The sequence below is a fragment of the Thalassotalea sp. Sam97 genome (assembly GCF_041379765.1).
In the GTDB taxonomy this organism is placed as follows: domain Bacteria; phylum Pseudomonadota; class Gammaproteobacteria; order Enterobacterales; family Alteromonadaceae; genus Thalassotalea_A; species Thalassotalea_A maritima.
In genome coordinates, this window is sequence record NZ_CP166919.1 from 983,874 (window position 1) to 1,006,039 (window position 22,166).

At 41.6% G+C, this 22,166-nt stretch carries 16 protein-coding genes and 1 other RNA gene; 5 read left to right on the forward strand and 12 right to left on the reverse strand.

Translation table 11 applies throughout. The features are described from left to right. Positions 1-40: 40 nt before the first annotated feature. Positions 41-1,249 (reverse strand): methionine gamma-lyase, encoded by a 1,209-nt coding sequence (gene megL, locus ACAX20_RS04330; protein ID WP_371188858.1) that lies wholly within the window; start codon positions 1,247-1,249, stop codon positions 41-43. A gap of 590 nt (positions 1,250-1,839) precedes the next feature. On the opposite strand from megL, the gene ACAX20_RS04335 reads away from it, so the two are divergent. After that, a complete protein-coding gene (locus tag ACAX20_RS04335) occupies positions 1,840-3,402 on the forward strand; it encodes a sigma 54-interacting transcriptional regulator (RefSeq protein ID WP_371188859.1) in 1,563 nt (520 codons plus the stop codon). 81 nt (positions 3,403-3,483) lie between these two features. Next, entirely contained in the window at positions 3,484-4,095 is a 612-nt protein-coding gene (locus tag ACAX20_RS04340) for a fumarylacetoacetate hydrolase family protein (RefSeq protein WP_371188861.1), read from the forward strand. A 119-nt stretch (positions 4,096-4,214) separates the two neighbouring features. Here the strand turns inward: ACAX20_RS04340 and ACAX20_RS04345 are convergent, their stop codons facing one another. The 4 genes from ACAX20_RS04345 to ACAX20_RS04360 form a co-directional block, all read right to left on the reverse strand. Further along, positions 4,215-4,550: a stress response translation initiation inhibitor YciH gene (locus ACAX20_RS04345; RefSeq protein WP_371188862.1), complete on the reverse strand. Its 336-nt coding sequence runs from the start codon at positions 4,548-4,550 to the stop codon at positions 4,215-4,217. A 175-nt stretch (positions 4,551-4,725) separates the two neighbouring features. Then, entirely contained in the window at positions 4,726-6,051 is a 1,326-nt protein-coding gene (locus ACAX20_RS04350) for an IS4 family transposase (RefSeq protein WP_371185183.1), read from the reverse strand. A gap of 98 nt (positions 6,052-6,149) precedes the next feature. Then, positions 6,150-7,076, reverse strand: coding sequence for an electron transfer flavoprotein subunit alpha/FixB family protein (locus ACAX20_RS04355; protein ID WP_371188864.1), 927 nt, complete (start codon positions 7,074-7,076; stop codon positions 6,150-6,152). Then, the gene (locus ACAX20_RS04360) at positions 7,076-7,825 is read right to left on the reverse strand and encodes an electron transfer flavoprotein subunit beta/FixA family protein (protein ID WP_371188865.1); all 750 of its coding nucleotides are present in this window, start codon (positions 7,823-7,825) and stop codon (positions 7,076-7,078) included. The genes ACAX20_RS04355 and ACAX20_RS04360 overlap by 1 nt, the downstream gene beginning before the upstream one ends. Positions 7,826-8,181: 356 nt before the next feature. Between ACAX20_RS04360 and ACAX20_RS04365 the strand changes: the two genes are divergently transcribed. Beyond that, positions 8,182-9,816: an electron transfer flavoprotein-ubiquinone oxidoreductase gene (locus tag ACAX20_RS04365; RefSeq protein WP_371189576.1), complete on the forward strand. Its 1,635-nt coding sequence runs from the start codon at positions 8,182-8,184 to the stop codon at positions 9,814-9,816. Between the two features lie 73 nt (positions 9,817-9,889). Here the strand turns inward: ACAX20_RS04365 and pdxH are convergent, their stop codons facing one another. Then, entirely contained in the window at positions 9,890-10,543 is a 654-nt protein-coding gene (gene pdxH, locus ACAX20_RS04370; protein ID WP_371188867.1) for a pyridoxamine 5'-phosphate oxidase, read from the reverse strand. 373 nt (positions 10,544-10,916) lie between these two features. Here pdxH and ACAX20_RS04375 point away from each other — a divergent pair, with 373 nt between their 5' ends. Further along, the gene (locus ACAX20_RS04375; protein WP_371188868.1) at positions 10,917-13,697 is read left to right on the forward strand and encodes a M16 family metallopeptidase; all 2,781 of its coding nucleotides are present in this window, start codon (positions 10,917-10,919) and stop codon (positions 13,695-13,697) included. A 115-nt stretch (positions 13,698-13,812) separates the two neighbouring features. On the opposite strand, the gene ACAX20_RS04380 is transcribed toward ACAX20_RS04375, so the two are convergent. From ACAX20_RS04380 to ACAX20_RS04405, 6 genes are all read right to left on the reverse strand, one after another. Then, entirely contained in the window at positions 13,813-16,206 is a 2,394-nt protein-coding gene (locus ACAX20_RS04380; protein WP_371188869.1) for an EAL domain-containing protein, read from the reverse strand. A 184-nt stretch (positions 16,207-16,390) separates the two neighbouring features. Next, the gene (locus ACAX20_RS04385) at positions 16,391-17,137 is read right to left on the reverse strand and encodes a PEP-CTERM sorting domain-containing protein (RefSeq protein WP_371188871.1); all 747 of its coding nucleotides are present in this window, start codon (positions 17,135-17,137) and stop codon (positions 16,391-16,393) included. A gap of 260 nt (positions 17,138-17,397) precedes the next feature. Continuing rightward, the gene (locus tag ACAX20_RS04390) at positions 17,398-17,484 is read right to left on the reverse strand and encodes a hypothetical protein (protein WP_371189577.1); all 87 of its coding nucleotides are present in this window, start codon (positions 17,482-17,484) and stop codon (positions 17,398-17,400) included. Between the two features lie 287 nt (positions 17,485-17,771). Beyond that, positions 17,772-18,126: a transfer-messenger RNA gene (gene ssrA / locus ACAX20_RS04395) on the reverse strand. 177 nt (positions 18,127-18,303) lie between these two features. Next, positions 18,304-18,624, reverse strand: coding sequence for a hypothetical protein (locus ACAX20_RS04400; protein ID WP_371188872.1), 321 nt, complete (start codon positions 18,622-18,624; stop codon positions 18,304-18,306). Next, the gene (locus ACAX20_RS04405) at positions 18,621-19,565 is read right to left on the reverse strand and encodes an integrase domain-containing protein (protein ID WP_371188873.1); all 945 of its coding nucleotides are present in this window, start codon (positions 19,563-19,565) and stop codon (positions 18,621-18,623) included. The genes ACAX20_RS04400 and ACAX20_RS04405 overlap by 4 nt, the downstream gene beginning before the upstream one ends. 706 nt (positions 19,566-20,271) lie before the next feature. On the opposite strand from ACAX20_RS04405, the gene ACAX20_RS04410 reads away from it, so the two are divergent. Further along, positions 20,272-21,903, forward strand: a complete 1,632-nt coding sequence (locus ACAX20_RS04410; protein WP_371188874.1) for a hypothetical protein — start codon at positions 20,272-20,274, stop codon at positions 21,901-21,903. Positions 21,904-22,166 lie beyond the last annotated feature (263 nt).

A 22,166-nucleotide genomic window follows, 5' to 3' on the forward strand; every position in this document is an offset into this window, starting at 1 on the left:
TTGCCTAGACGGTCATACATCGATTAGTGCATTACCAACCTTAGCGCGACATGCTTAGATGAGCAGACTTAGACTGTTGCGCTGTAAACAATGCTAATGCCTGTGATAAGTCAGCGATAATGTCTTCAACGTCTTCTAAGCCTACCGATATCCGTATTAAATTATCGCTGATCCCTGCTTTCCGTCGCTCATCAGGGCAATAGGCTGAATGAGTCATTGAGGCGGGGTGCTGGATCAGCGATTCCGCATCCCCCAAACTTACCGCAATAGAAAATAACTTTAGTTGATTAATAAATTGTGTAGATTGTTGCAGATCAGCGTCAAGTTCAAAAGCAATAACCCCTCCCGCAGCCTTCATTTGCTTACCTATGTACTGGTAGCCTGGGTGCGACGCTAAACCCGGATAGTAAACTTGATTTACTTCCGGCTGTTGTTGTAAAAATTCAGCAATCTGTTGGGCATTTTGACAATGGCGTTGCATACGTAAGTCGAGTGTTTTTAAACCGCGAATTATCAGCCAAGCATCATGCGGACTAATGGTACCACCAAAGTCTTTTAGGATAGTTTGTTTGATATGCTCGATCATCGTTTGGCTACCACAAATAATGCCTGCTACGACATCACCATGGCCATTTAAGTACTTAGTGGCGCTATGTACAACCAGGTCAATATCAAACTGCTTTGGCTGCTGCAAAATTGGAGTAAGAAAGGTGTTATCAACAATAGAGATAAGATGATATTGCTTGGCAAGTTGACCTATCATCGTTAAGTCAACAACCGTCATATTCGGGTTAATAGGTGTCTCTAAAAATATCGCACGGGTATTATCTTTAATGGCATTGATTATCTGTTGCGGTTTATTCATGTCAACAAAGCTTACCTCTACACCAAAGCGGGTAAGTTGATGCGCAATAAACGCATAGCTACAACCATATAAAGCTTTTGATGCGATAAGGTGATCGCCGGCACCAACATTGGCAAGGATAGCGGATGATACAGCAGCCATCCCGGTTGCGGTCGCAGCGGCATCTTCCATGTTTTCTAGCGCAGCGACCTTTTGTTCCAGTTCAGAGGTTGTAGGGTTACCTAAGCGGGTATATACGTAACCTTGTTGTTCACCGGCAAAGCGTGCTGCGCCTTGCTCTGTATTTGCAAACGTAAAGGTGGATGTTTGGTATAGCGGCGTTGTTAATGCGCCGTGTAAATCAGAACTTTTTCCTGCGTGAATCGCTTTTGTTGCTTGCTTCATGGTTTTTCTCACACTTGGGGCTGTTATTATTAAATTGAATGCATAACTGTGTTTTATCGCAGTGCATAACCTTGTCATACCATTAATGCAAAAACCTTGCCTTAAAAATATTTCATTTGTTTATCAGTGGTTTATATATATCTTCTTGATGTTTGTAGCGTTCTAAGGGCTGTAGTAATTGACTTTAAAGGGCCTCCCTACTTATTTGTAATAAATTTATTACGATTGTCCATTTGATACTGTAAAGGGGGGTAAGCTGACATGTTTTTATATTGCTATGTGTCGTGATAACTCGATAAAAGTTGATTGATTAGCTTACTTTTATGTTATATCTATAATTGTAATATTTTTGTTACTGTGTAATGTTTTTATTACGTTATGGTTTTTGTTACATTAAGGTTCTTGTTAGATTTGGAGTCTAGCAATTTATTGGGTTGCTTTTGCTGTAGGTAAAAGCAAGGGCGTGAACGTTTACATATTCGCTATTGACGCGTTCATTTACATCGCCATAGCGAGTTACAGTTGCTGTATTAATGCCGATTTAATTAAAACCTTAGTACCATGTTATTGGCGATAAATACGGAGTCATTATGCGTTTAAACATTATTTCCACCGATAGGCTAGGGATCACCCAAGAGATCCTTACGGTGCTCGCAGAGCATGCTTGCGATATTGTTGCAATGGAGGTGGTGCATAATCATATTTACTTACACCTAAACGAAGAGCAATACGACGACAGTTTATCGGCACAAATATTAGCAATTGATGGTGTTCATGGTATTGAACCGATATTTTTATTGCCAGGTGAGCGGCAAACGCAACAACTGCAGGCGTTATTTGCAAAAATACCTGAGCCTATCATTGATATAGATAAGCAAGGGCGAGTTATCAGTGCAAATGAGGCTGCTTTGGCGCAAGTTAATATGGCGCAAACTGAGTTGGTCGGCAAAACGTTACAGCAATTCATTAAACAGCGTTTACGCATTTATTTAAACGGTCATTCGACGACACAAGAAGTAAACTTTGCTGGCAACGATTATTACGCCGATATCACCCCAGTAAAGTCAGATAACCAAATCAATGGCGCTGTGATTATTTTGCGCAGTATTGGCCAAGTTGGTCGTCAGTTAAGTCAATACCAACAAGGAACGCCGTCGGGGCTTAATGCTGTTATTGGTGAATCCGTTGCTATGTGTGAGCTAAAGCAGCAGTTAAAGCGCTTTGCGAACTTACCTTTTCCAGTGATGTTAACCGGTGAAACAGGCACCGGCAAAGAGCTTTTAGCAAAAGGCCTGCATGATAGCGGTCAGCGGGCGAGTAAACCGTTTTTGGCGATAAACTGTGCGGCTATGCCCGAGCATTTGCTTGAAGCAGAGTTGTTTGGCTATGCACCAGGAGCATTTACCGATGCAAAGCGCGGTGGCAAGCCGGGATTGTTAGAGCTTGCCGATGGCGGTAGTGTATTTCTTGATGAGATCGCTGAAATGACACCGCAGTTGCAAGCAAAGTTGCTTCGTTTTTTACAAGATTTAAGATTACGTCGTTTGGGTGATGTCAAAGATAAAAAAGTTGATGTGCGTATTATTAGTGCTACCCATCAGGATTTACCAAGCTTGGTTGATAAAGGCATATTTCGCCAAGATTTGTTGTATCGCTTGAATGTTTTACAGCTGTCGTTACCGCCGCTAAGGCAACGAGGGCAAGATATTGAGTTGTTGATTGAACACTTCTTAAATAATGCCGCAATACAAGTTAACCGCCCGACTATGACATTGTCTGAGCAAGCTATGGAGCAACTTTTATGCTACCAATGGCCGGGTAATATACGGCAATTACAAAATGTGATTTATCATATCGCTGCGACGACAGACAGTCAGATTGTTGAATATATTCCAAGTCAAGTATTAGGGGCCCAGGATCAGCCTTTAACCAAGGTATCATCGGCCAGTTTAGAAACGGCTGACAATATCAGTAATCAAGACATAGATAAGATAAACAGCTGGCAACAAGCGCAACAAGATTTTGAGCGAAATTTACTTACCAAGCTATACCCCTTATATCCGAGTACAAGAAAGCTTGCACAGCGTTTAAATGTTTCTCACAATACCATTGCGATAAAATTGCGTGCTTATGATATACAGCCGTCACGCTAATTTGAGTCCGCTAATCTTATTTGCGCGATTAAGTTAAATCGAGTAATGTCGCTTCGTTAAAAATAAATACAAGAGAATAACATGCAGTCTATTTGTGTTAATAATCAAAGTGTTACCCCATCAAAAATAGTTTGTGTGGGTCGTAATTACGTCGAACATATCCAAGAGTTAAATAATGAAATACCTGAGCAAATGGTGGTATTTAACAAGCCAAATTCATCTTTGAGCCATGAGCTTAATAGTGTCCACGGTGAACCACTACATTACGAGGCCGAGCTATGTTTTGTATACCAGCAAGGTCGATTTTCAGCTGTCGGCTTAGGACTTGATTTAACCAAGCGTCAATTACAAAGTCAGCTAAAAAGTAAGGGCTTACCTTGGGAGCGAGCTAAGGCATTCGATGGCTCAGCCGTGTTTAGTGACTTTGTTGCTATAGAGCAAATAGAGCCAAGTTTGCGTTTAGAGTTATGGATTGATGAGCAATTAGTGCAAAGCGGTGGCATTAAGCTAATGATGTACAAGCCCGATGATATTTTAGCGCAACTGCAATCATACACTACCTTAGTTGACGGCGATGTGGTGATGACGGGTACCCCAAAAGGAGTTGGAGAAATAAACGCGGGCAGCCGTTTTGTTGGCAAAGTATTTGTTGGTGAGCAACAACTGATTGAGCACGCTTGGCTAGCCATTTAATTTGTCAAGCATGTGGGAGCTCATCGTGATAAGGCTTAGTTGTTGCTCGCTTAGTTTTAGGGATTTATTTTTATTCGCTTAGCTTTAGCAGCTGATGCTCATTGCTTCGCTGTACCAGCTTAGCCACCAATAAATTTAACCTTAAAATCATGTTTTTCAAGAACTTGTTTAATCACGTCTCGTTTGTCACCTTGGATTTCAATGGTTTCACCAACGACAGTACCGCCAGTGCCACAGGTTTGCTTTAGTTTTTTGGCCAGAGCTTTAAGCTCTTTGGGCTCTAATCCTAAGCCAGTAATGGTAACGACGCCCTTACCCTTACGGCCTTTGGTTTCGCGACGAACATAAGCAAAGCCATCACTAGGGGTGACTTCAGCGGCCTTTGGTTCTTCTTTAATACGTCCCTTGTCGGTGGAGTAGACAAGTTGAGATAATTGGTCTTGTAATGATGGCATAACGTGTGCACTGCAATAAAAATATAATGCGTTATTGTATCGCTAGTGTTCTGGAAAAACAAAAAAGCCGATATTAATATCGGCTTTTACATTTGTATTATTACTTAAATGTGGCTTAGATTTGGCGTAGGTCGTTAACGCCAATAAAAAGACTGTGCCTTATAGTTAATGCCGTTCACTTAAGGTGAGCGGCATTGTTTTTTCTAGGATAACGACTAGGTCGTTTTTTTACACTCCTTGGGAATGTTCTTTGTCTTCTCGGTTCTAATATGAGGCTTCCAGCCATACTATAGAAGCTTTTAAGGTGCTGTGGAACTGCGCCTGGCGATGAGTAAGGAAGACCGACTAGCAATCTCATAATATGAGCAAGCGCGCCATTAAAGCTGAGCTGATACGGTAAATAGTCGCCTTTGAGACTGTAGCACATCTGGACCATTTGATACCGAATGAGGTTATAGGTTAACAGTACGCCCCAGAGCTCCTGTTTGACGAGTTCGGGTAGACGACTTCTCAATGTCAATCTGTTGCCAAGCATATATTGCTTCTGCTCCCTGTAGCCAAGTTCAATTTCCCATCGATGACTATATAAATCGGCTATGTCCGCACTAGGATAGCGCATAGGGTCAACCATGGATGTAAGCACATCATATTGCTTTCCCTTTACCGTTCTGGATATCAGTCGGACAATAAGCTCTTTTGGTAACTCAGGAAATAGTTTTCTCGCTCGGGGATTGCTTGTCAGTTTGATAAGCTTATCCTGACGACCTAACTTACGTATAACTTCATATTGAGTATTCTTTTTTAACGGTATAAGCCAATGGCGTTCAGTCCCCGTTGTTTGCCATTTGTGCAGCAAGCCAAGCGAGTAAAAACCACGGTCAAATAGGGTCAGACTATTATCTGGTGTCGTTTCAATTAATTGCTGGGCCAGTACCATTTCATTCACGCTATAACAATCAAATGCGCTGCCGGTAATTAAATGACTGCTTAATTCCATTTGGCAGACCATACGTACTTGTGGATACTGGGTTTCAAGACCATCACGGTTAGTTGGCTTAAGGAAGGATTCATTATTCTGTGGCGTATCTTCTGTCCGCCAAACTACCCCGTCTACGCCTAACAACGTTAGCCCATTCCACGTCGGTAATTTTGCATGTTCATACCAATGACGTCCCGTACATTCAAACAAAGCTTTGGCAGCCGCCTCTCCTAAATCCTTTCGACGTTGAGTGAGCGCGCTTGGAGCAACAAAAGGCTTACCTTCTCTATCAACAATATCAAGCATGTTTACTACATCTGCCATAGACTTGTCGTTATAAATAGCCATACCGACAAGTAACCATGCCATAGATTCTAAAGTTAACTTTCGCTTTCTCAGCGTCACAGTATCCGAAAGCTGATAGGCCTCTTCGATGAGTTTTAACGGCAGCATGTCTGCCAATGTTTCAACTTGATTGGGCTTGAAGTTGTTGATGATGTCTAGAGCCTGAGATACGTGCATAAAAAAATCCGATAAACGATGTTTATCGGATTTTTACATACTGTGCGGATCGTTCAACTGATCCTTTTAATAATGCCTAACTGATCGGCATTAGTGCCTTATAGTGCTTTTTCCAACTCAGGAAGTGCGTCAAATAAATCGGCAACTAAACCATAATCAGCAACTTGGAAAATAGGTGCTTCTTCATCTTTGTTGATAGCAACAATGACTTTTGAGTCTTTCATACCTGCCAAGTGTTGAATAGCACCAGAAATACCAACAGCAATGTATAAGTCTGGGGCAACGATTTTACCCGTTTGGCCAACTTGCATGTCGTTTGGTACAAAGCCAGCATCAACAGCGGCTCGAGACGCGCCAATCGCTGCGCCAAGCTTATCGGCAATGCCATCTAGTAATTGGAAGTTTTCGCCATTTTGCATACCGCGACCACCAGAGATAACCACGCTTGCAGCGCCTAAATCCGGACGTTCTGACTCGGTAAGCTCTGCACCAACGAAGCTTGAAATACCAGCGTCTTTGGCGATAGCTAACGTAACCAGCTCAGCGTTACCGGTTAGTTCAACCGCATCAAATGCTGTTGCGCGAACCGTGATAACTTTAGTGCTATCGTGTGATTGTACTGTTGCGATCGCATTACCTGCATAGATAGGGCGAACAAAAGTGTCTGCACTTTCTACAGCGATGATGTCTGAAATTTGCGCAACATCTAATAACGCGGCAACACGTGGCATAAAGTTTTTACCCGTGGTTGAAGCAGGCGTTAAAATGTGTGAATAATCTGACGCAATGTCGGTCACTAACAAAGAGATATTTTCAGCTAACTGATGTTCGTAAGCGACATCATCTGCAACAAGTACTTTGTTAACACCAGCTGCTTTGGCTGCTTGCTCTGCAACATCGTTACAGTTGTAACCAGCGACCAGTAGATCAATAGAATCACCAATCGCAGCTGCCGCAGCGATGGTTTTTAAGCTCTCAGATTTTAAGCTTACATTATCGTGTTCAGCAATAACTAGAATAGACATTAGATCACCTTCGCTTCAGTTTTAAGTTTTTCTACCAACTCGGCTACGCTATCAACAATGATGCCTGCTTGGCGCTCTGCTGGCGGGGTCACTTTAAGTAACGTCGCGCGTGGGCTTAAATCGATGCCAAAATCAGCAGCACTCTTAACATCTAGTGGCTTGCGCTTTGCCTTCATGATATTTGGCAGTGATGCGTAACGAGGTTCGTTTAAGCGAAGATCGGTGGTGATGATAGCAGGTAAAGACAGTGATACGGTTTGTAGACCACCATCAATTTCACGAGTAACGGCAACTTTGTCACCGTCAACGGTAACCTTAGATGCGAAGGTACCTTGTGGCATGCCCGTTAATGCACCTAGCATTTGACCTGTTTGATTGTTGTCTGAATCGATAGATTGCTTACCTAGTAAGACAATGTCTGGTTGCTCTTCTTCGACGATCTTTTGCAATAGCTTAGCGACATTAAGTGCATCTAAGTTGGCATCTGTATCGATTTGAATGGCACGATCAGCACCCAGCGCTAGTGCAGTGCGTAGCTGTTCTTGACAGCTCTTATCACCAATAGATACGGCAATTACTTCGCTTGCGGTGCCTGCTTCTTTTAAGCGAACCGCTTCTTCAACGGCAATTTCACAAAATGGGTTGATGGCCATCTTGACATTGGTCAGATCAACATTTGAATTATCTGACTTTACACGTACTTTGACGTTATAGTCGATGACGCGCTTGATAGGTACAAGTACTTTCATAGCTACCTCGTTATATATCCCTATAGGGGAAGTCTTGTTGTGTTTTTTATTATGAGAATATGTTGTGTATCTTATTTATTAAACGATTAAAGGGTGATAGTCAAACAAGTGTTTGAAGTAATCGCTTTAATTTTGACCAAAACGTATTCGAAAAGTTGCCGGACAGACTACTAAGTGGTCCTTAAAAGGTCAATGTAAAATTATCATAATGTTAATAAATCGCAATTCTAGGGCCGTTTGGGAGTCGCGCAACGTAAATAAAAGTGGTATAACGGATGGCCATTAATAATAAAAGCTCTAAAAAACTAAAAGAGCTCAGTATTTTAGATTAAGGGGATAGCGTGGAACGAGAATCTATGGAATTCGATGTTGTCATTGTTGGCGCCGGTCCATCGGGCTTATCGACAGCATGTAAGTTAATGCAATTAGCTCAGCAAAATGAACAAGAGTTAATGGTTTGTGTGGTTGAAAAAGGCTCTGAAGTTGGAGCTCATATCTTGTCGGGTGCGGTTTTTGAACCGCGTGCCATGAATGAATTATTTCCAAATTGGCAAGAACTTGGCGCACCACTAACGACGCAAGTGACGGGCGATGATATTTATTTATTAAAAGATGCCGATGCGGCAACGAAGCTGCCTAACGCGTTGGTGCCGAAAACCATGCACAATGATGGTAATTATATTGTTTCTATGGGCAATGTGTGTCGTTGGTTAGCAGAGCAAGCTGAAAGCTTGGGCGTTGAAATTTTTCCAGGCTTTCCTGCCCAAGAAGTCATTATTGAAGACGGTAAAGTTGCTGGTGTGATCACCGGCGATATGGGGCTTGATAAAGATGGCCAACCAAAAGATTCATATATGCCAGGTATGGAGCTGCGCGCGAAATATACTGTTTTTTCCGAAGGTTGTCGTGGCCATTTAGGTAAGCAATTAATCAACTCATTTGAGCTTGATAAAGACAGCTCGCCACAACACTATGGCCTAGGTTTTAAGGAAATTTGGGACATTGATCCCGAAAAACACCAAGAAGGCTTAGTGGTTCACACGGCTGGCTGGCCGTTAGATAAAGATACGACTGGTGGTGGTTATCTATATCATGCTGAAAATAATCAAGTGTTTGTGGGTTTAATCATTGACTTAAATTACTCAAATCCTCACCTTAGCCCATTTGATGAATTCCAGCGTTTGAAGCATCACCCTAAATTTGCTCAATATCTTGAAGGTGGTAAGCGTGTCTCTTATGGTGCACGAGCTATTGCCAAAGGTGGCTTTAATTCACTGCCTAAAATGACTATGCCAGGTGGTCTATTAGTCGGCTGTGATGCCGGTACCATCAATTTCGCTAAAATTAAAGGCAATCACACGGCGATGAAGTCGGGCATGATTGCCGCAGAATCTGTGTTTGAAGCACTCGCTTCAGGTTGTGAAGGTGGTCAAGAGCTGACTTCCTTTACCAGCAAATTTAAACAGTCTTGGTTATATGATGAGTTGTATCGTACCCGTAATTTCGGGCCAGCGATTCATAAATTAGGCACGATTATGGGCGGGGCATACAATACCTTAGATCAAAACTTCTTTGCAGGTAAGTTACCGTTTAATTTCCGTGATGAGAGTCATGATTACGCCCAACTTAAGCCTGCCAGTGAATGTGCAAAAATTGATTACCCTAAACCAGATGGCGTGTTGAGCTTTGATAAATTGAGCAGTGTATTTCTATCGAATACCAACCATGAAGAAGAGCAACCGTGTCATTTAAAACTTCTTGATACTGAAATCCCAATTAAAGTGAACCTTGATAAATGGGATGAACCGGCACAGCGTTACTGTCCGGCCGGTGTCTATGAAGTTACTGAAGATGAACAGGGTGAGCAGCAGTTTGTGATTAATGCACAAAACTGCGTGCACTGTAAAACATGTGATATTAAAGACCCAAGTCAAAATATTACATGGGTAACGCCTGAGGGTACCGGTGGTCCGAATTACCCGAATATGTAATTGCGCATTGCTCGCCAACGCGAATAAAAAGCCAGTGACATTGTCACTGGCTTTTTATTCGCGCTATCTGTTGTTAAGGGTATAAATTAAAATGTTGCCATGCATCGTCTTGTTTTTGAAAACAGACTCTGTCGTGTAAACGATTGGCGCGCCCTTGCCAAAACTCCATGTATTGAGGACGAATACGAAAGCCTCCCCAAAACTCGGGTAGTGGCACTTCTTGGGCTGAAAACTGTTCTTTAAATTGTTGCTCGCGCTGTTTTAATTCGTCTCGGCTGTTTAGTCGTTGACTTTGCTTTGACGCCCAGGCACCAATTTGACTGCCTCGATCGCGACTATGAAAATAAGCCTCTGATTTGTCACGGTCGACTTTTTCAACAACACCCTCAATACGGACTTGACGCTGTAGCACGCTCCAGTGAAATAGCAGCGCCACCTTTTGATTTTCGGCTAAATCTTGCGACTTTCTACTGCCATAATTAGTGTAAAAAACAAACCCTTGCTGGTCGAAGTCTTTTAACAACACCATACGTGACGATGGCTGCCCATCGGCCGAACAGGTACTTACTGACATAGCCTCAGGCAGCAAAATACCTGAATCATTTGCTTCTTCAAACCAATGCTTAAAAAACTCTATTGGGTCTTGCTCGTCGCTAATTTCAGGTAGGGGGAGGGCAACACCTTGACCAAAGGTAAAAATTAAGCGGAGCTTTTGTAAAAATGTCATAACAGCAAGATTCTATTGAATAATAAACAATTGTAGCAACTAATTTAGGACTGAAAAACAAAATTCTGATGAGTATAAAGCGTTTACTGAGATCGTGGTTTAGAACAACTGTCTGGTTGTAATAAAGAATAGGTTCGTTACTTGCCATGACGCATGGTTACGCGACTCAGAATGGCATGTAAGCATTGTTGAAAATATTTTTTAACAATTTGTTGGTTGATGGTTGGTAAGGTATTTGGTTAGTGTTAAGTTAGCGATATTTATAGCTTGTCGATTAGCGTACAGCACACTACTCGATAATAGCTTTAGTGATTTAGCGTTACAGGTTAGAGCAGAGCTCTTTGATAATCATAATAATATAAAAGGTTAAATAATGAGATTTTTAAAACCAACCCTTGTTGGTCTTTCGGTTTCTTTAGCGATTGGCTTAACTGGTTGTACAGCAACCGCAGAGCAAGCAACAACGGCGGCGGCAACTCAATCATCGGTGAGCCCGCTAACGTATGTACGAAGCGTAGAGGGTATTGAAGAATACACTTTAGAAAATGGCTTAAAAGTGTTGCTCTATCCCGATGCGGCACAACCAAAAACCTTAGTAAACATAACCTACCGCGTTGGCTCCGTACATGAAAATTACGGTGAAACCGGTATGGCGCATTTGTTAGAGCACATGTTGTTTAAAGGTTCAACTAACTACCCAAGCATTGATACAGAATTTAAAAAGCGTGGTATGGCGACTAACGCCACAACTTGGTTAGATCGCACCAACTATTTTGAAGTGTTTGACGCGAATGAAGACTCACTGGCTTGGGCACTAGGTATGGAAGCCGACCGCATGGTCAATGCAACCTTTACGGAACAACAGCTGCAAAGCGAAATGACTGTTGTGCGCAACGAGATGGAACGCAACGAAAACAACGCCATCCGCATGTTATTAGCGCGTATGTCATCGTTAGCATACCTTTGGCATAACTATGGTAACTCAACGATAGGAGCTCGCTCTGATGTTGAAAACTTCCCATTTCAACGCCTACGCGAGTTTTATAAAACCCACTATCGTCCCGATAACGCTGTGCTAACGGTTGCCGGTCGATTTGATAAACAAAAGACCATTGCTCTCATCGAGAAACAGTTCGGCGCCATTGCTAAGCCGGAACAACCGATCCAAGCCTTGTACACGGTTGAGCCTACGCAAGATGGCGAACGCGAAGTCAATTTGCGCCGCGTTGGCGACTTACCATATGTTGGTTTAGCGTATCATATTCCAAGTGGTTTACACCCCGATGCAGCGGCTATTCAGGTGCTTGAAGAAATCATGGGTGATTATACTCGTGGCCGTTTACAAAAGAGTTTAGTTGAATCCGGTGTTGCCAGTATGGCATTTAATATGAGCTTTATGCTTAAAGACAGTTCTCAGTACTTCTTAATAGCACAGGGTGAAAAAGGCAAAGATACTGCGGCGATTGAAAACGCTTTGATCGAGCTTATTGAAAATATTAAAACGCAGCCGATCAGCGAAGAAGAAGTTAAGCTAGCTAAATTGAAATTAGCGAAACAAGCAGAGCAAGCGATGCGTGATGTTACCAAAGTGGGCATGCAGTTATCTGAATATATCGCTAAAGGTGATTATCGCCACGCATTTTACTTTAGAGATCTCATTGAAAAGGTAACACCAGAGCAAGTGCAAGCGGTCGCTGAAAAATATTTTGTTGCGAGTAACCGCACGTTAGGTCGTTTCATTCCTACCGATAAGCCTGTACGAGCTGAAATTCCGGCTGCTCCAAACCTTGATAATGTGTTAAAAGATTACAAAGGTAAAGAGGTTGCTGCACAAGGTGAAATTTACGACAACACGGTAAGTAATATTAAAGCCCGCTTGGTGCAAAAGCAGTGGCCGGTTGGTACCAAAGTGAATGTTTACCCGAAAAAATTACGTGGAGATGAGGTCGTAATTTCAATGCATTTTCCAGCAGGAAGCGCGCAAAGCTTGCATAACCAAGGTACTGCGATTGGTTTTGTTGGCAATTTGCTGAAATTAGGTAACGAACGTTATACAAAAGAGCAGATCGCGACACGTCTAGATCAGCTAAAAAGTTCAATTAATATTGGTACGTCAGCAGGTGAAACGAATATATCTATTACCACTGATAAGCAAAATATGGCAGAAACCGTAACGTTTTTAGGTGAATTACTGGCAACACCAACCTTTCCTGAAAAAGAGCTTGAAGTATTGCAACGTTCAGCGATTGCCGGCATTGAGGCGCAGCGTAATGATCCGCGTTCAATCGCTGCCAACATGTATCGTAAAACGTTATATAACTATCCTGCAGGACACCCTAAGGCGTATCTTGATTTAGACCAGCAAATCGTTAACACCAAAGCGGTGACGAGTGAGCAGTTACAGTCGTTGTTTAAATCACACTTTAACGTTAATAATGGTCATATTACTGTTGTTGGTGATGTTGATGCTGATGCGGTATCAAATCAACTTGAATCGGTATTAGCGGGTTATGTTAATGATACTCCATGGCAAAAAATGCCAACCGATTTAAAAAACGTTGCAGGCACCATGCTGAAGACGGAAACGCCTGACAAAGCTAATGCTCAGTTGTTTGTCATTAATCCGCTGAACATGACTCGCCAGGATGATGATTATGTTGCACTACAAATAGCCAATACCATATTCGGTGGTGATCCGTTTACGTCGCGCATTGGCGCACGAATTCGTGTAAAAGAGGGCTACAGCTACTCGGTAGGGGCAGGCATGCAACTTGATATGGTTGACCCGCAGGGTATTTTCTATGCGATCGCTATCGCTGCACCAGAAAACATGGATGCGGTTATTACCGCGTATAAAGAAGAAGTCGCAAAAGTGGTTGCGGATGGTTTTACGGATGAAGAGCTAGAGCGAGCAGTACAAGGCTTTATTGCTAATCGTAAACGAGCGTGGGCAAGTGATAAGGCGATTGCAGGCGTGATTAACGATGCCAGCTTCACTGGTACCGATCTTGACTATTACGATGCGCAAATCGCAAAAGTAAAGACCTTAACGAAACAAGAGGTTCAACGTGTATTTGTACAATACATTGGCAATATGGACTTTAACTATTTTGTTGCAGGTGACTTTGCTAAGGTAAAAGCTAATAGTAATTAAAGCATCGCTGATGCAGGTAAAGCAAAAGCCGCCTATATGGCGGCTTTTTTGTGGTCTGGATAGTTTGATACTTGAATTAGTTCACACTATTTCCGTCGTGGCAATGAACGATGACTTACTCGGTCGTAGTTTGCTGTTTAGGCGTCGCCTTTGCGTTGACCTTTTTAGTCGTTTTATCAACACGCTGCTTAACCTTATATTCGGTCTTCGCTAGCCATTTTTCTAGGTTATCGCTAGAAAGTGGGCGACTGATAAAGTAGCCCTGCGCCTTTTCACAATTTTGTTCACGTAACCAGTCGAGCGTTTGACGGTTTTCTACACCTTCAGCGACAACCACTAAGCCAAGTTGATGTGACAGCTTGATGGTGGAGTCAGCAATCAACTGATCTTCAGGCTGGTGCACTAAATGTTGAATGAAAGCTCGATCGATTTTTAGCTCTTGTACCGGTAGATTTTTCAACTGAGCGAGCGAAGAGTAGCCCGTACCAAAATCGTCGATTGATAAGTTAACACCGTGCTGGCGTAGCATTAATAGGTTATCAATGGCTTTAGAGTTGTTATCGACAAACGCATCTTCGGTGATTTCGAAGGTAAGAGCATCGATGATCTGACTATCTTCAGATAAGGTGTTGATCAAGTAGTGACAAAACTCATCATCAAGTAGGTTTTCTGGTGAAATATTGATAGCGACCTTCAAGTCGATACCGTCATCTCGCCAGCGTTTATGCTGCTTGATTGCTTCATTAAGCACCCATTTACTGAGCGCTGACATTTGCCCGGTTTGGTCGGCTATTTGAATGAAAGAGTCAGGTGTAATAAGGCCATTAACTGGATGATTCCAGCGGACTAACGCTTCGACTTCTTGCACTGAGTTATCGGCTAAGTTTAATTTAGGCTGATAAAATAAGACAAATTCATCATTTTCTATCGCGCCTCGCAGGCGGTTGACCAGTTGTAATCTATCTAAGGTATTTAAGTCGATTTGACGATCGTATACTTGGTAAATAACATTATTACGTTTTGCCAACTGCATAGCTGAGTCGACTTCCTTAAGCACTTGGTTAGCATGTGTCCAACCATCACTTAAGGTTACACCAATATTGGCTTGTAAGTGGATTGAGATATTTTGGTAAACAAAAATTGGCTCCATCTCTTGGCTAATGGCATCGATAGATGTTTTTATATCGTCAATTGAGTGACTATCAAAACGTACCAAAAAGCTGTTACCTGACGTGTGATAGAGCGGTTTTTCAAGTTTTTGTAAGCGTTGAGCCACTTCTAAAATGACTTCATCGCCAACTTCATGTCCCAAGGTATCATTGATTTCAGACAACCTACGTAAGTTGACTTGGCACAATAAGAATGGCTGTTTTAGATCGTTCACATCACGATAAAACTGACTTCGGTTAGGTAAACCTGACAACATATCGCGAAATGCTTGGCTAGTGATTTCCTTTTCCCGTTCTTTGATGGCGTCCTGCATCATTGAGAACTGTTCGGCAAGAAGGGTTAATTCGGATGTCGTACCAACTTCGCTAGTAACCGCTGGTGCGTATTTACCTTTGGCAATTTTATTGGCAATGGTGACCAACGAACGAATAGGGCGGGTAATACCATTAGCTATCGAATATGCTCCGAGCATTGAGATTGCCAGCGTAATAGTGATTAAAACAAAAATATTGAAACTGTCTTGGCGGATCGCACCGATCAGGTTCGAACGTGATTGAAAGAACGTCGCATTCACTTGGTTGTCGTCAATGCTACCGAGTGGCAGTTTTTTACCAATTAAATTATCACTATGGTTACTATTAAATGGAGACACGGTTAACGTCGATTCCGTGGTGTCAGTCATCGAGTCACTATGCGCTATCCATTGCCATTGTTTGTTTGTTTCAAGAGCAAAGCCAACATGAAAATTACTCAAACCAGCAAGCTCATTTGCTAGTGCAGTATTAATAGAGTAACCAAGGGCGATGTGGCCGATGGTTTCATATTGTTGTTGCACGGGACTGATCACCATTTGGTAAATGGTATTACTGTCGGCATAAAGTACTTCAATAGGGTGGTCCATCAACCAATCTGTTTGCGAAAACTGGAGGTTAATAAGTTCACCAGTTTCGACCCGTTTAATTTCCTTATTGCTATCTTTTACCTGCAAATGGCCAATAACTTTTGCATTAATATCAATAGCTAAGGCAATGTCGGCGTCAATGCGCTTACGATGATTGTTAAGCGGTAAGGTGATGTTGTTATTTTCTAACTCAAACTGTTCGATAAGGCTTGAATCAGTTGCTGATATTTCAGTGAATGCGGTTAGATAGTAACTGCGACTATCGAGCTTTTCTTTAAGTATTTGTTCGGCATTATTTAGGTGAGTTGCGAGCTGTTGTTCCGTTCTTTGTTTATTAGAATAGTATGAGGTTAGGAAAGAAACCGATTGAACAGCAATAAGAAGCAATACAAAAAAGAAATAAATACGGCTACGAATGCTCGAAAATAGAGTGGTCATGCGCTTGTCCTGTGTTGATATCGATTGCATCAATATCATTTGTTGTTATTTTAAGCGGTTATAAAGGTAAGATGACAAAAAATGCAGTTAAAAGCAAGCATTTACTATGCAGAGTTAGACAAGAAAAGGACTCGCTATGCCTAGCATAACGAGTCCTCTCAATATGACATGAATGGTTAAGATATTAACGTTGTAGGTTTTTCCGGCGGCTAATCATAAGCCCAATAAATCCTAAACCAAACATTAACCAAATATGAGGCTCAGGTATGTCGGTTCGTGGATCTCTAGGGCCACCAGTCCAATAAGTTTTTTCACTCCCTCCACACGTAGTGCTACCATCTAAAGTACCATCACCAGAACATACCGATTGTGAGCGTAAAGCTATATAATCGGCACTTAAGGCGTCATCACTTCTCAAAAAGTTTTTAAAAGTTTCGTTAGAAAACGCGTCGATATCTATTTTCCAAGCGGTTGTCTGAACTGGATCTGCTGAACCATTAGTGTTTAATCTGTAAACCATCTCCCATTCAACGCCATCAATAGGAAACCCGTTCAAATTACAACCATTACCACAGTCATTAGACTCTGTATCTAAAGCAAGTAGCGAAACATCTACAGGGTCACCATCATCTGATTGAGGTATTAACTGCACTATCACATTAGAGAGTGGATCGACATCACCCGCCAAACTAGCATCAAAATCACCAAAATCAATAAATAGACCTAAAGCTTCAGCATTCCATGGTTCGACAGTTACGAAAAAATATATGAAACCAGGATGAGTTTCATTATCTATTTGTACACTGTAGTTACCAACAACTGTACCTCCTTCTTCATTACTATTCCATGTGTTAGCCTCGATAACACCTGCTTTGGCTGAAATAGAAAAAACTATTGTCAATATCAACAATATAATAAACGTGCTTTTCATAATAAATAGTGCCCCGAATTGAGCTAATAAAGACCTCTGCCTTGTAAAAGCAAAAAACATTCCATTGATTTTAAGTGTAATTAAATCAATGCTTTATGTTTTGGTTCTGGCGATTCGGGGTAAGTGGCGTGTAAGTTTTGTAAAAATTTTTGACACTAAAGTGGATTTAAAGTGCTGATCAGAAAATCTTAATTGAAGACAAAAAAGACGCCCTTGAGCGTTTTTAATCATGGAATTGGTGCGGTGATCTGGCTGACGGGCTACTTACCAAGCTCGGGCAAGATATGGAGTTCAAGCGAGCGCCACAGATCGTTAGCGGTATTTTCTTGGATTTCAGTTTTCTTAATTTCAAACCAATTTTTAGTAACTTGCTCAAATGTATTGGCATGAAGTTCTTGTTGCTGGCGTTGCTGATCGTCTTTGTAGTTTTTGGATCTATGCCTTTTGCTAGGTACCGTCCCAGAATGTGTGTCTCTCTTATTTTAATTTCAGTTTCAAATTACCTACTTAAATTGTTGGTTGTCACGGTACCCGTTAAACATTCTTATTGGCACTCGATTTATAACAAAATCTTTATAAAACAAGACTTTCAGACATAAAAAAAGACGCCCTTGAGCGTCTTTAATCATGGAGGTGGTGGAGCGGGGGGGAGTTGAACCCCCGTCCGAAAAACCTACATCCTCGGTCCTACATGCTTAGTCGTTTTACTGTTTAACCAGTCAGACGCCAAACGACAGGCTTCCTTCTGGTGAGTCTGATACGGTTTCGCGGTTCACCCTCAGACAAGGTTCCCTCGCTATCCTGTTTGGGGTGACCATCGCTTCTCAAGCCAACAGGAAAGGCTTTGAGAGGATGGCTAGCCTAAATTAAGCGGCTAGTGCGAACGTTTCGTCGTTTGCAACTATTGTTTTGCGGCTTTTTACCAGGCCAACCGCCCCTGGGCATGCACCTTGGGTTTCGTGAATCCCGTCGAATCCTAAATCCGCCCCGAGTATCATTTTACCGTTGGTGTACAAACTTACACGATTTAACGCTAAGTGAGTGATAAAGGGCATTCTAGCCCGTCTGAGGATTATGAGCAAGAGTTATATTTAAGCTCATTGTGTCTCAGTTTGTGTACCACCTTTTAGTTGGACAAATGTTATTCGATTTGATTCATTTTTCGCTTATATCTCTGGTTTTCTTATATTTAATTGGTTTTGCCAGTGAGGCCATTTTCCAGTGCATTCGCAAAAGCCTTTAATCGCTAGATAATATCGATAACTGGTGTGTGCAGAGCGGATCCAAAGCAATCGTTCTTCCATATACCAAATCAAATGCTTAAGTTTTATGCTGTAAGGATAGACGCCGAATCGCTCATGAATGGCTTTGGCTATTGTGACCATTTGCCAACACTTTAGCTCGACAGCGCTACTCTTGCCTTTTAACTTGTGGCGCATGATGCGAAAGACGTCTTTCTCAATTTTTGAGGTTGAGAAAGTCGTCATTTCGCCGAACCTATATAGCTCGCCATAACATCTACTCGGTTATGTCCCAGTAATTGAGAGCAATGCTTACGAGCCATCAAGTCGGATTGTTTGTCAGCCATTCGCTTACCATAAACAACAGGCGCGTCTTTGGAGGTGAGCTGTTTGTAGACTTCACATGCGAAGGCGGCACGGTTATCGTGGAACTTACCAAGCAGAGCCTGAGCACCAGAATCTCTGTATTCTTTGTATAGTTGGTTTCGCCATGTGGTGAGCTTGCCAACTTTATCAACAAGGCAGTGATCCTTACCAACCACGGCTTGCACAAAATGAAGGGTTTCCAGTTGTCGATTATTCGGAGTTATCAGGCGATCGGCTGTCCGTCCGCCCTTGGTTCCTCGCTGTATATTTATATGTCCGAGTTGATTAACTTGCTTAATTGCTTCACCCGGACGAAACAAAGCTACTTCGCGAAGACGTAGACCAAATTCACGCGCTAACATTACCGCTGCTTTTGCTTCGTCGTTTTGTAATTTCCCTAAAGCTTGTTGATATTGGTTTCTGTCTAATGACAGCGGAACGCTCTCTCTTATATGTGTTCGCTGAGACAAAACTTTCGATGGTGAGACTGTGAGTTTATTGTCACTACGCATCGTTGATAGTACGACATTGACAGATGATATTTGATTCTGTGCATAGCTTATCGACTTGTCCCCTGAGTTGATTTGCTCGTTGAGTTCTTTGCAATAAGCCGCAATATGTTGACTATCAATGTATCTAGCATCGACGATGCCAATAGCTTTACACCATGTGGCAAATTGCTTAAAGCGAGCGTGATGACTCGCTTTGGTTGCATACTTGCCATCATCGCCAAACCTATCATTTAGTGCTTGTTTACCCGCATAGGCGAGTTGCTTTCCGTAGCCAAAATTTCGTCCAGAGTGTGTGTTGTGTTTTTTCATGTATTCCCCTTAATTGGTAAGTAATAAACCGAATTAAAATGGGACGGTCGACCCTCATGAAAGCACCCTGTAGGCGGTGTGTTGACTTACCTTTCTATAGGAGTAAGCTGGTAACAAATTAATCCTTTATTTTGTTACCCACACCTCATCGAATATGGCGTTTTGCATATCGCAGAGATAGCGTTATGCAAATGGCTACAAAGCCTATTCGGATTGGGATAGCACTGGATGCACCGTGATTCTATCCCCGTCTGTCTCTATTTATGCCGCTCCGCGACAATAGAGACAGACTCGTGCACATCGTTGACCAATCATTTACTCAAACACCTCAGATAAAGAAGAATGAGAAGGCATGAGGTTGAGTTGAGTAATATGAGTTGGGACGATGTGAGGCACTACGATACCTAAGCGACTATATTTTTGCCGACAGCGACGCTGTGCAAACTTTCACGATAGATAGTAACTACCGCAGCAATTGGGTTTTGACTCTGTTTACTGAGTATCGGAGCAACAGTTCTCTGTTAACGAATGATAGGTATATTTTAAGAGGAGTAATGAGTTTTTTTATCTTGAAATGCTTTGTTTTATAGTGGTTTTTCAGAGCAATAATATGTTTTTTAGACATTGCAGTTTAAAATGAATCTTTTTCATGTAACTGATAGGATTAATGCGGTAACTTTTATATTAACTGCAAAATGAGACGTATATGGATATCAACTTTTCAGCTCTTCAAAGCGAAATAAATAGTAAGTTTACAAGTAACGGTTGGACTAAAATTTATGCTCTAGAGGATGACGATAGTGTCGGTAATAGTTGTGGAATATATTGTGGATTGGTTTCAGATCAATTCTTGAGCAAGGAGCTAGAAGATAACTCTTGGGGAATTTCATATTGTAGAGCTGCACCAGGGCTAATATTCGGCTTTGAAAATGGAGAAAGGAACTGGCGTTATGATAGGTTTTCAGACAATTGCGTTGAACCACTTTTAATATACCGACGTCATCCTATAACAAATAAACGCATTATTACTCTCTCTGATGAGTTCTTACTGTACTTTAATCTTTTCGAAACAAAAACAGACGACTCAATTACTTACTGTTGGTTCGACGATAATGCTGAGAGTCATGATGTTGTTGTTATCAACGCTAATGAAGCTAAGGTTAAAACTAAATTCTTACGGCAGTACTTGAATATCAGAAAAATGAATTTGTGTATTTACTTTGATAGTTCTCAGTATTCAAAGAGCAGCCTTGAGGAGTTGGGGTTAATTGCCAAAAATGATCTCATAAAGACCGAAGAAGCCATCTACAGTGATGGGTGCAGAGATATTGCTGATTACGGCATAAGGAACGACTTAACACATAGTTGGATGATGGGAAAAATTGTAATAACTAGGACTAAAGATTTCACCCCTAGTAGTTTTGAACATTTTACCGAAGGAGAGCCAGAAGAATATCATATCGGATATGATGAGTCTGGAGACGACGTATTCTTTACGTGCCAAGAGTCAAAATTAAGCAATTATTATAAAAGAATTGAAGGGGCACCATTTGTTTTGACTCCTGTCTATTTTGATAGAGACGTATTAAAAAAGTACTACGACAATCCTAAATATACTGTGGCAGATGGTAAAGTCAGTCTTGACGGCTTCTGGAGTTTACCAGTAGATAACAACATTGGTTCGTATGTATCTGTTTTTCTTGGAGACTTAAGTCGATTGCCAACGAAGGAGCAGAAATACTGGAAATCATATAATATTCCCCCTCAAGGCGGTATCAGCAAAACTAATCTATCAAGATCGTTTAACGGTGATTTTGCAACACCAGATGCTGTAGATAATTATTTTAAATATAAGTTGAAATCTTTCAATGAGACTTGGCATGCAAAATACGGTTGGTACATCTTTAAGCCATTAGCTAAAGGAGATATGCATTATTTGACAGCCTTGCATGTGCCATCAAAAGGCAACCAAAAGGAATTTGAAGAGCAAGTTTTAGCACTTACAAAAATAATTATTGATTCAATCAATGATAAAGAGCTAACAAAAAGCATTGCTGAATTATCGAAGGAAGCTAAGCGACTCGAAAAATTACAAGCTTACCTAGAGACTCATACAGGAGCCTCATTTACGGAGCTGATTGAGTATCTAAGAATGTTGCAACGTTTAAGGTCAACGAATGTCGCTCATCGTAAGGGAAGTAGACCAGATAAATCTGTTATATCGTACTTCAAATTAGATGCTGACAATTATTACGAGGCATTTAGCGAGATATTATTAAAGGCAATCCGGGTCATTAATACATTAGAGTATTACTTTCTTGAAGCAGAGAATAACTAGTTGGTTTTTTGTTTAGTAGTAGGGAAATGTCTTTGATAGCATAAACACCAAAAGCAGCTAAAAAGCTGCATTTGGTGCCAGTTAAATGTCGGCTTACTGGATGCCGGGCTAACTCTAACGAGGACTGCCACCCCCACACATCACCTCAAAGAGGTTTGTATCAAGCAACTTTTAGCGGTGCTTGGATACCGCCTCGCGTTATTTAATTAAGCGAGAATCCAACAATCATCGAAAGGTATATATCAACCTGACAACTAACTGTA

What these genes read in the sequence shown, in the direction of transcription:
- megL (WP_371188858.1), bottom strand. Translation starts at nt 1,249, where the DNA reads ATGAAGCAAGCAACAAAAGCGATTCACGCAGGAAAAAGTTCTGATTTA.
- ACAX20_RS04335 (WP_371188859.1), top strand. Translation starts at nt 1,840, where the DNA reads ATGCGTTTAAACATTATTTCCACCGATAGGCTAGGGATCACCCAAGAG.
- ACAX20_RS04340 (WP_371188861.1), top strand. Translation starts at nt 3,484, where the DNA reads ATGCAGTCTATTTGTGTTAATAATCAAAGTGTTACCCCATCAAAAATA.
- ACAX20_RS04345 (WP_371188862.1), bottom strand. Translation starts at nt 4,550, where the DNA reads ATGCCATCATTACAAGACCAATTATCTCAACTTGTCTACTCCACCGAC.
- ACAX20_RS04350 (WP_371185183.1), bottom strand. Translation starts at nt 6,051, where the DNA reads ATGCACGTATCTCAGGCTCTAGACATCATCAACAACTTCAAGCCCAAT.
- ACAX20_RS04355 (WP_371188864.1), bottom strand. Translation starts at nt 7,076, where the DNA reads ATGTCTATTCTAGTTATTGCTGAACACGATAATGTAAGCTTAAAATCT.
- ACAX20_RS04360 (WP_371188865.1), bottom strand. Translation starts at nt 7,825, where the DNA reads ATGAAAGTACTTGTACCTATCAAGCGCGTCATCGACTATAACGTCAAA.
- ACAX20_RS04365 (WP_371189576.1), top strand. Translation starts at nt 8,182, where the DNA reads ATGGAATTCGATGTTGTCATTGTTGGCGCCGGTCCATCGGGCTTATCG.
- pdxH (WP_371188867.1), bottom strand. Translation starts at nt 10,543, where the DNA reads ATGACATTTTTACAAAAGCTCCGCTTAATTTTTACCTTTGGTCAAGGT.
- ACAX20_RS04375 (WP_371188868.1), top strand. Translation starts at nt 10,917, where the DNA reads ATGAGATTTTTAAAACCAACCCTTGTTGGTCTTTCGGTTTCTTTAGCG.
- ACAX20_RS04380 (WP_371188869.1), bottom strand. Translation starts at nt 16,206, where the DNA reads ATGACCACTCTATTTTCGAGCATTCGTAGCCGTATTTATTTCTTTTTT.
- ACAX20_RS04385 (WP_371188871.1), bottom strand. Translation starts at nt 17,137, where the DNA reads ATGAAAAGCACGTTTATTATATTGTTGATATTGACAATAGTTTTTTCT.
- ACAX20_RS04400 (WP_371188872.1), bottom strand. Translation starts at nt 18,624, where the DNA reads ATGACGACTTTCTCAACCTCAAAAATTGAGAAAGACGTCTTTCGCATC.
- ACAX20_RS04405 (WP_371188873.1), bottom strand. Translation starts at nt 19,565, where the DNA reads ATGAAAAAACACAACACACACTCTGGACGAAATTTTGGCTACGGAAAG.
- ACAX20_RS04410 (WP_371188874.1), top strand. Translation starts at nt 20,272, where the DNA reads ATGGATATCAACTTTTCAGCTCTTCAAAGCGAAATAAATAGTAAGTTT.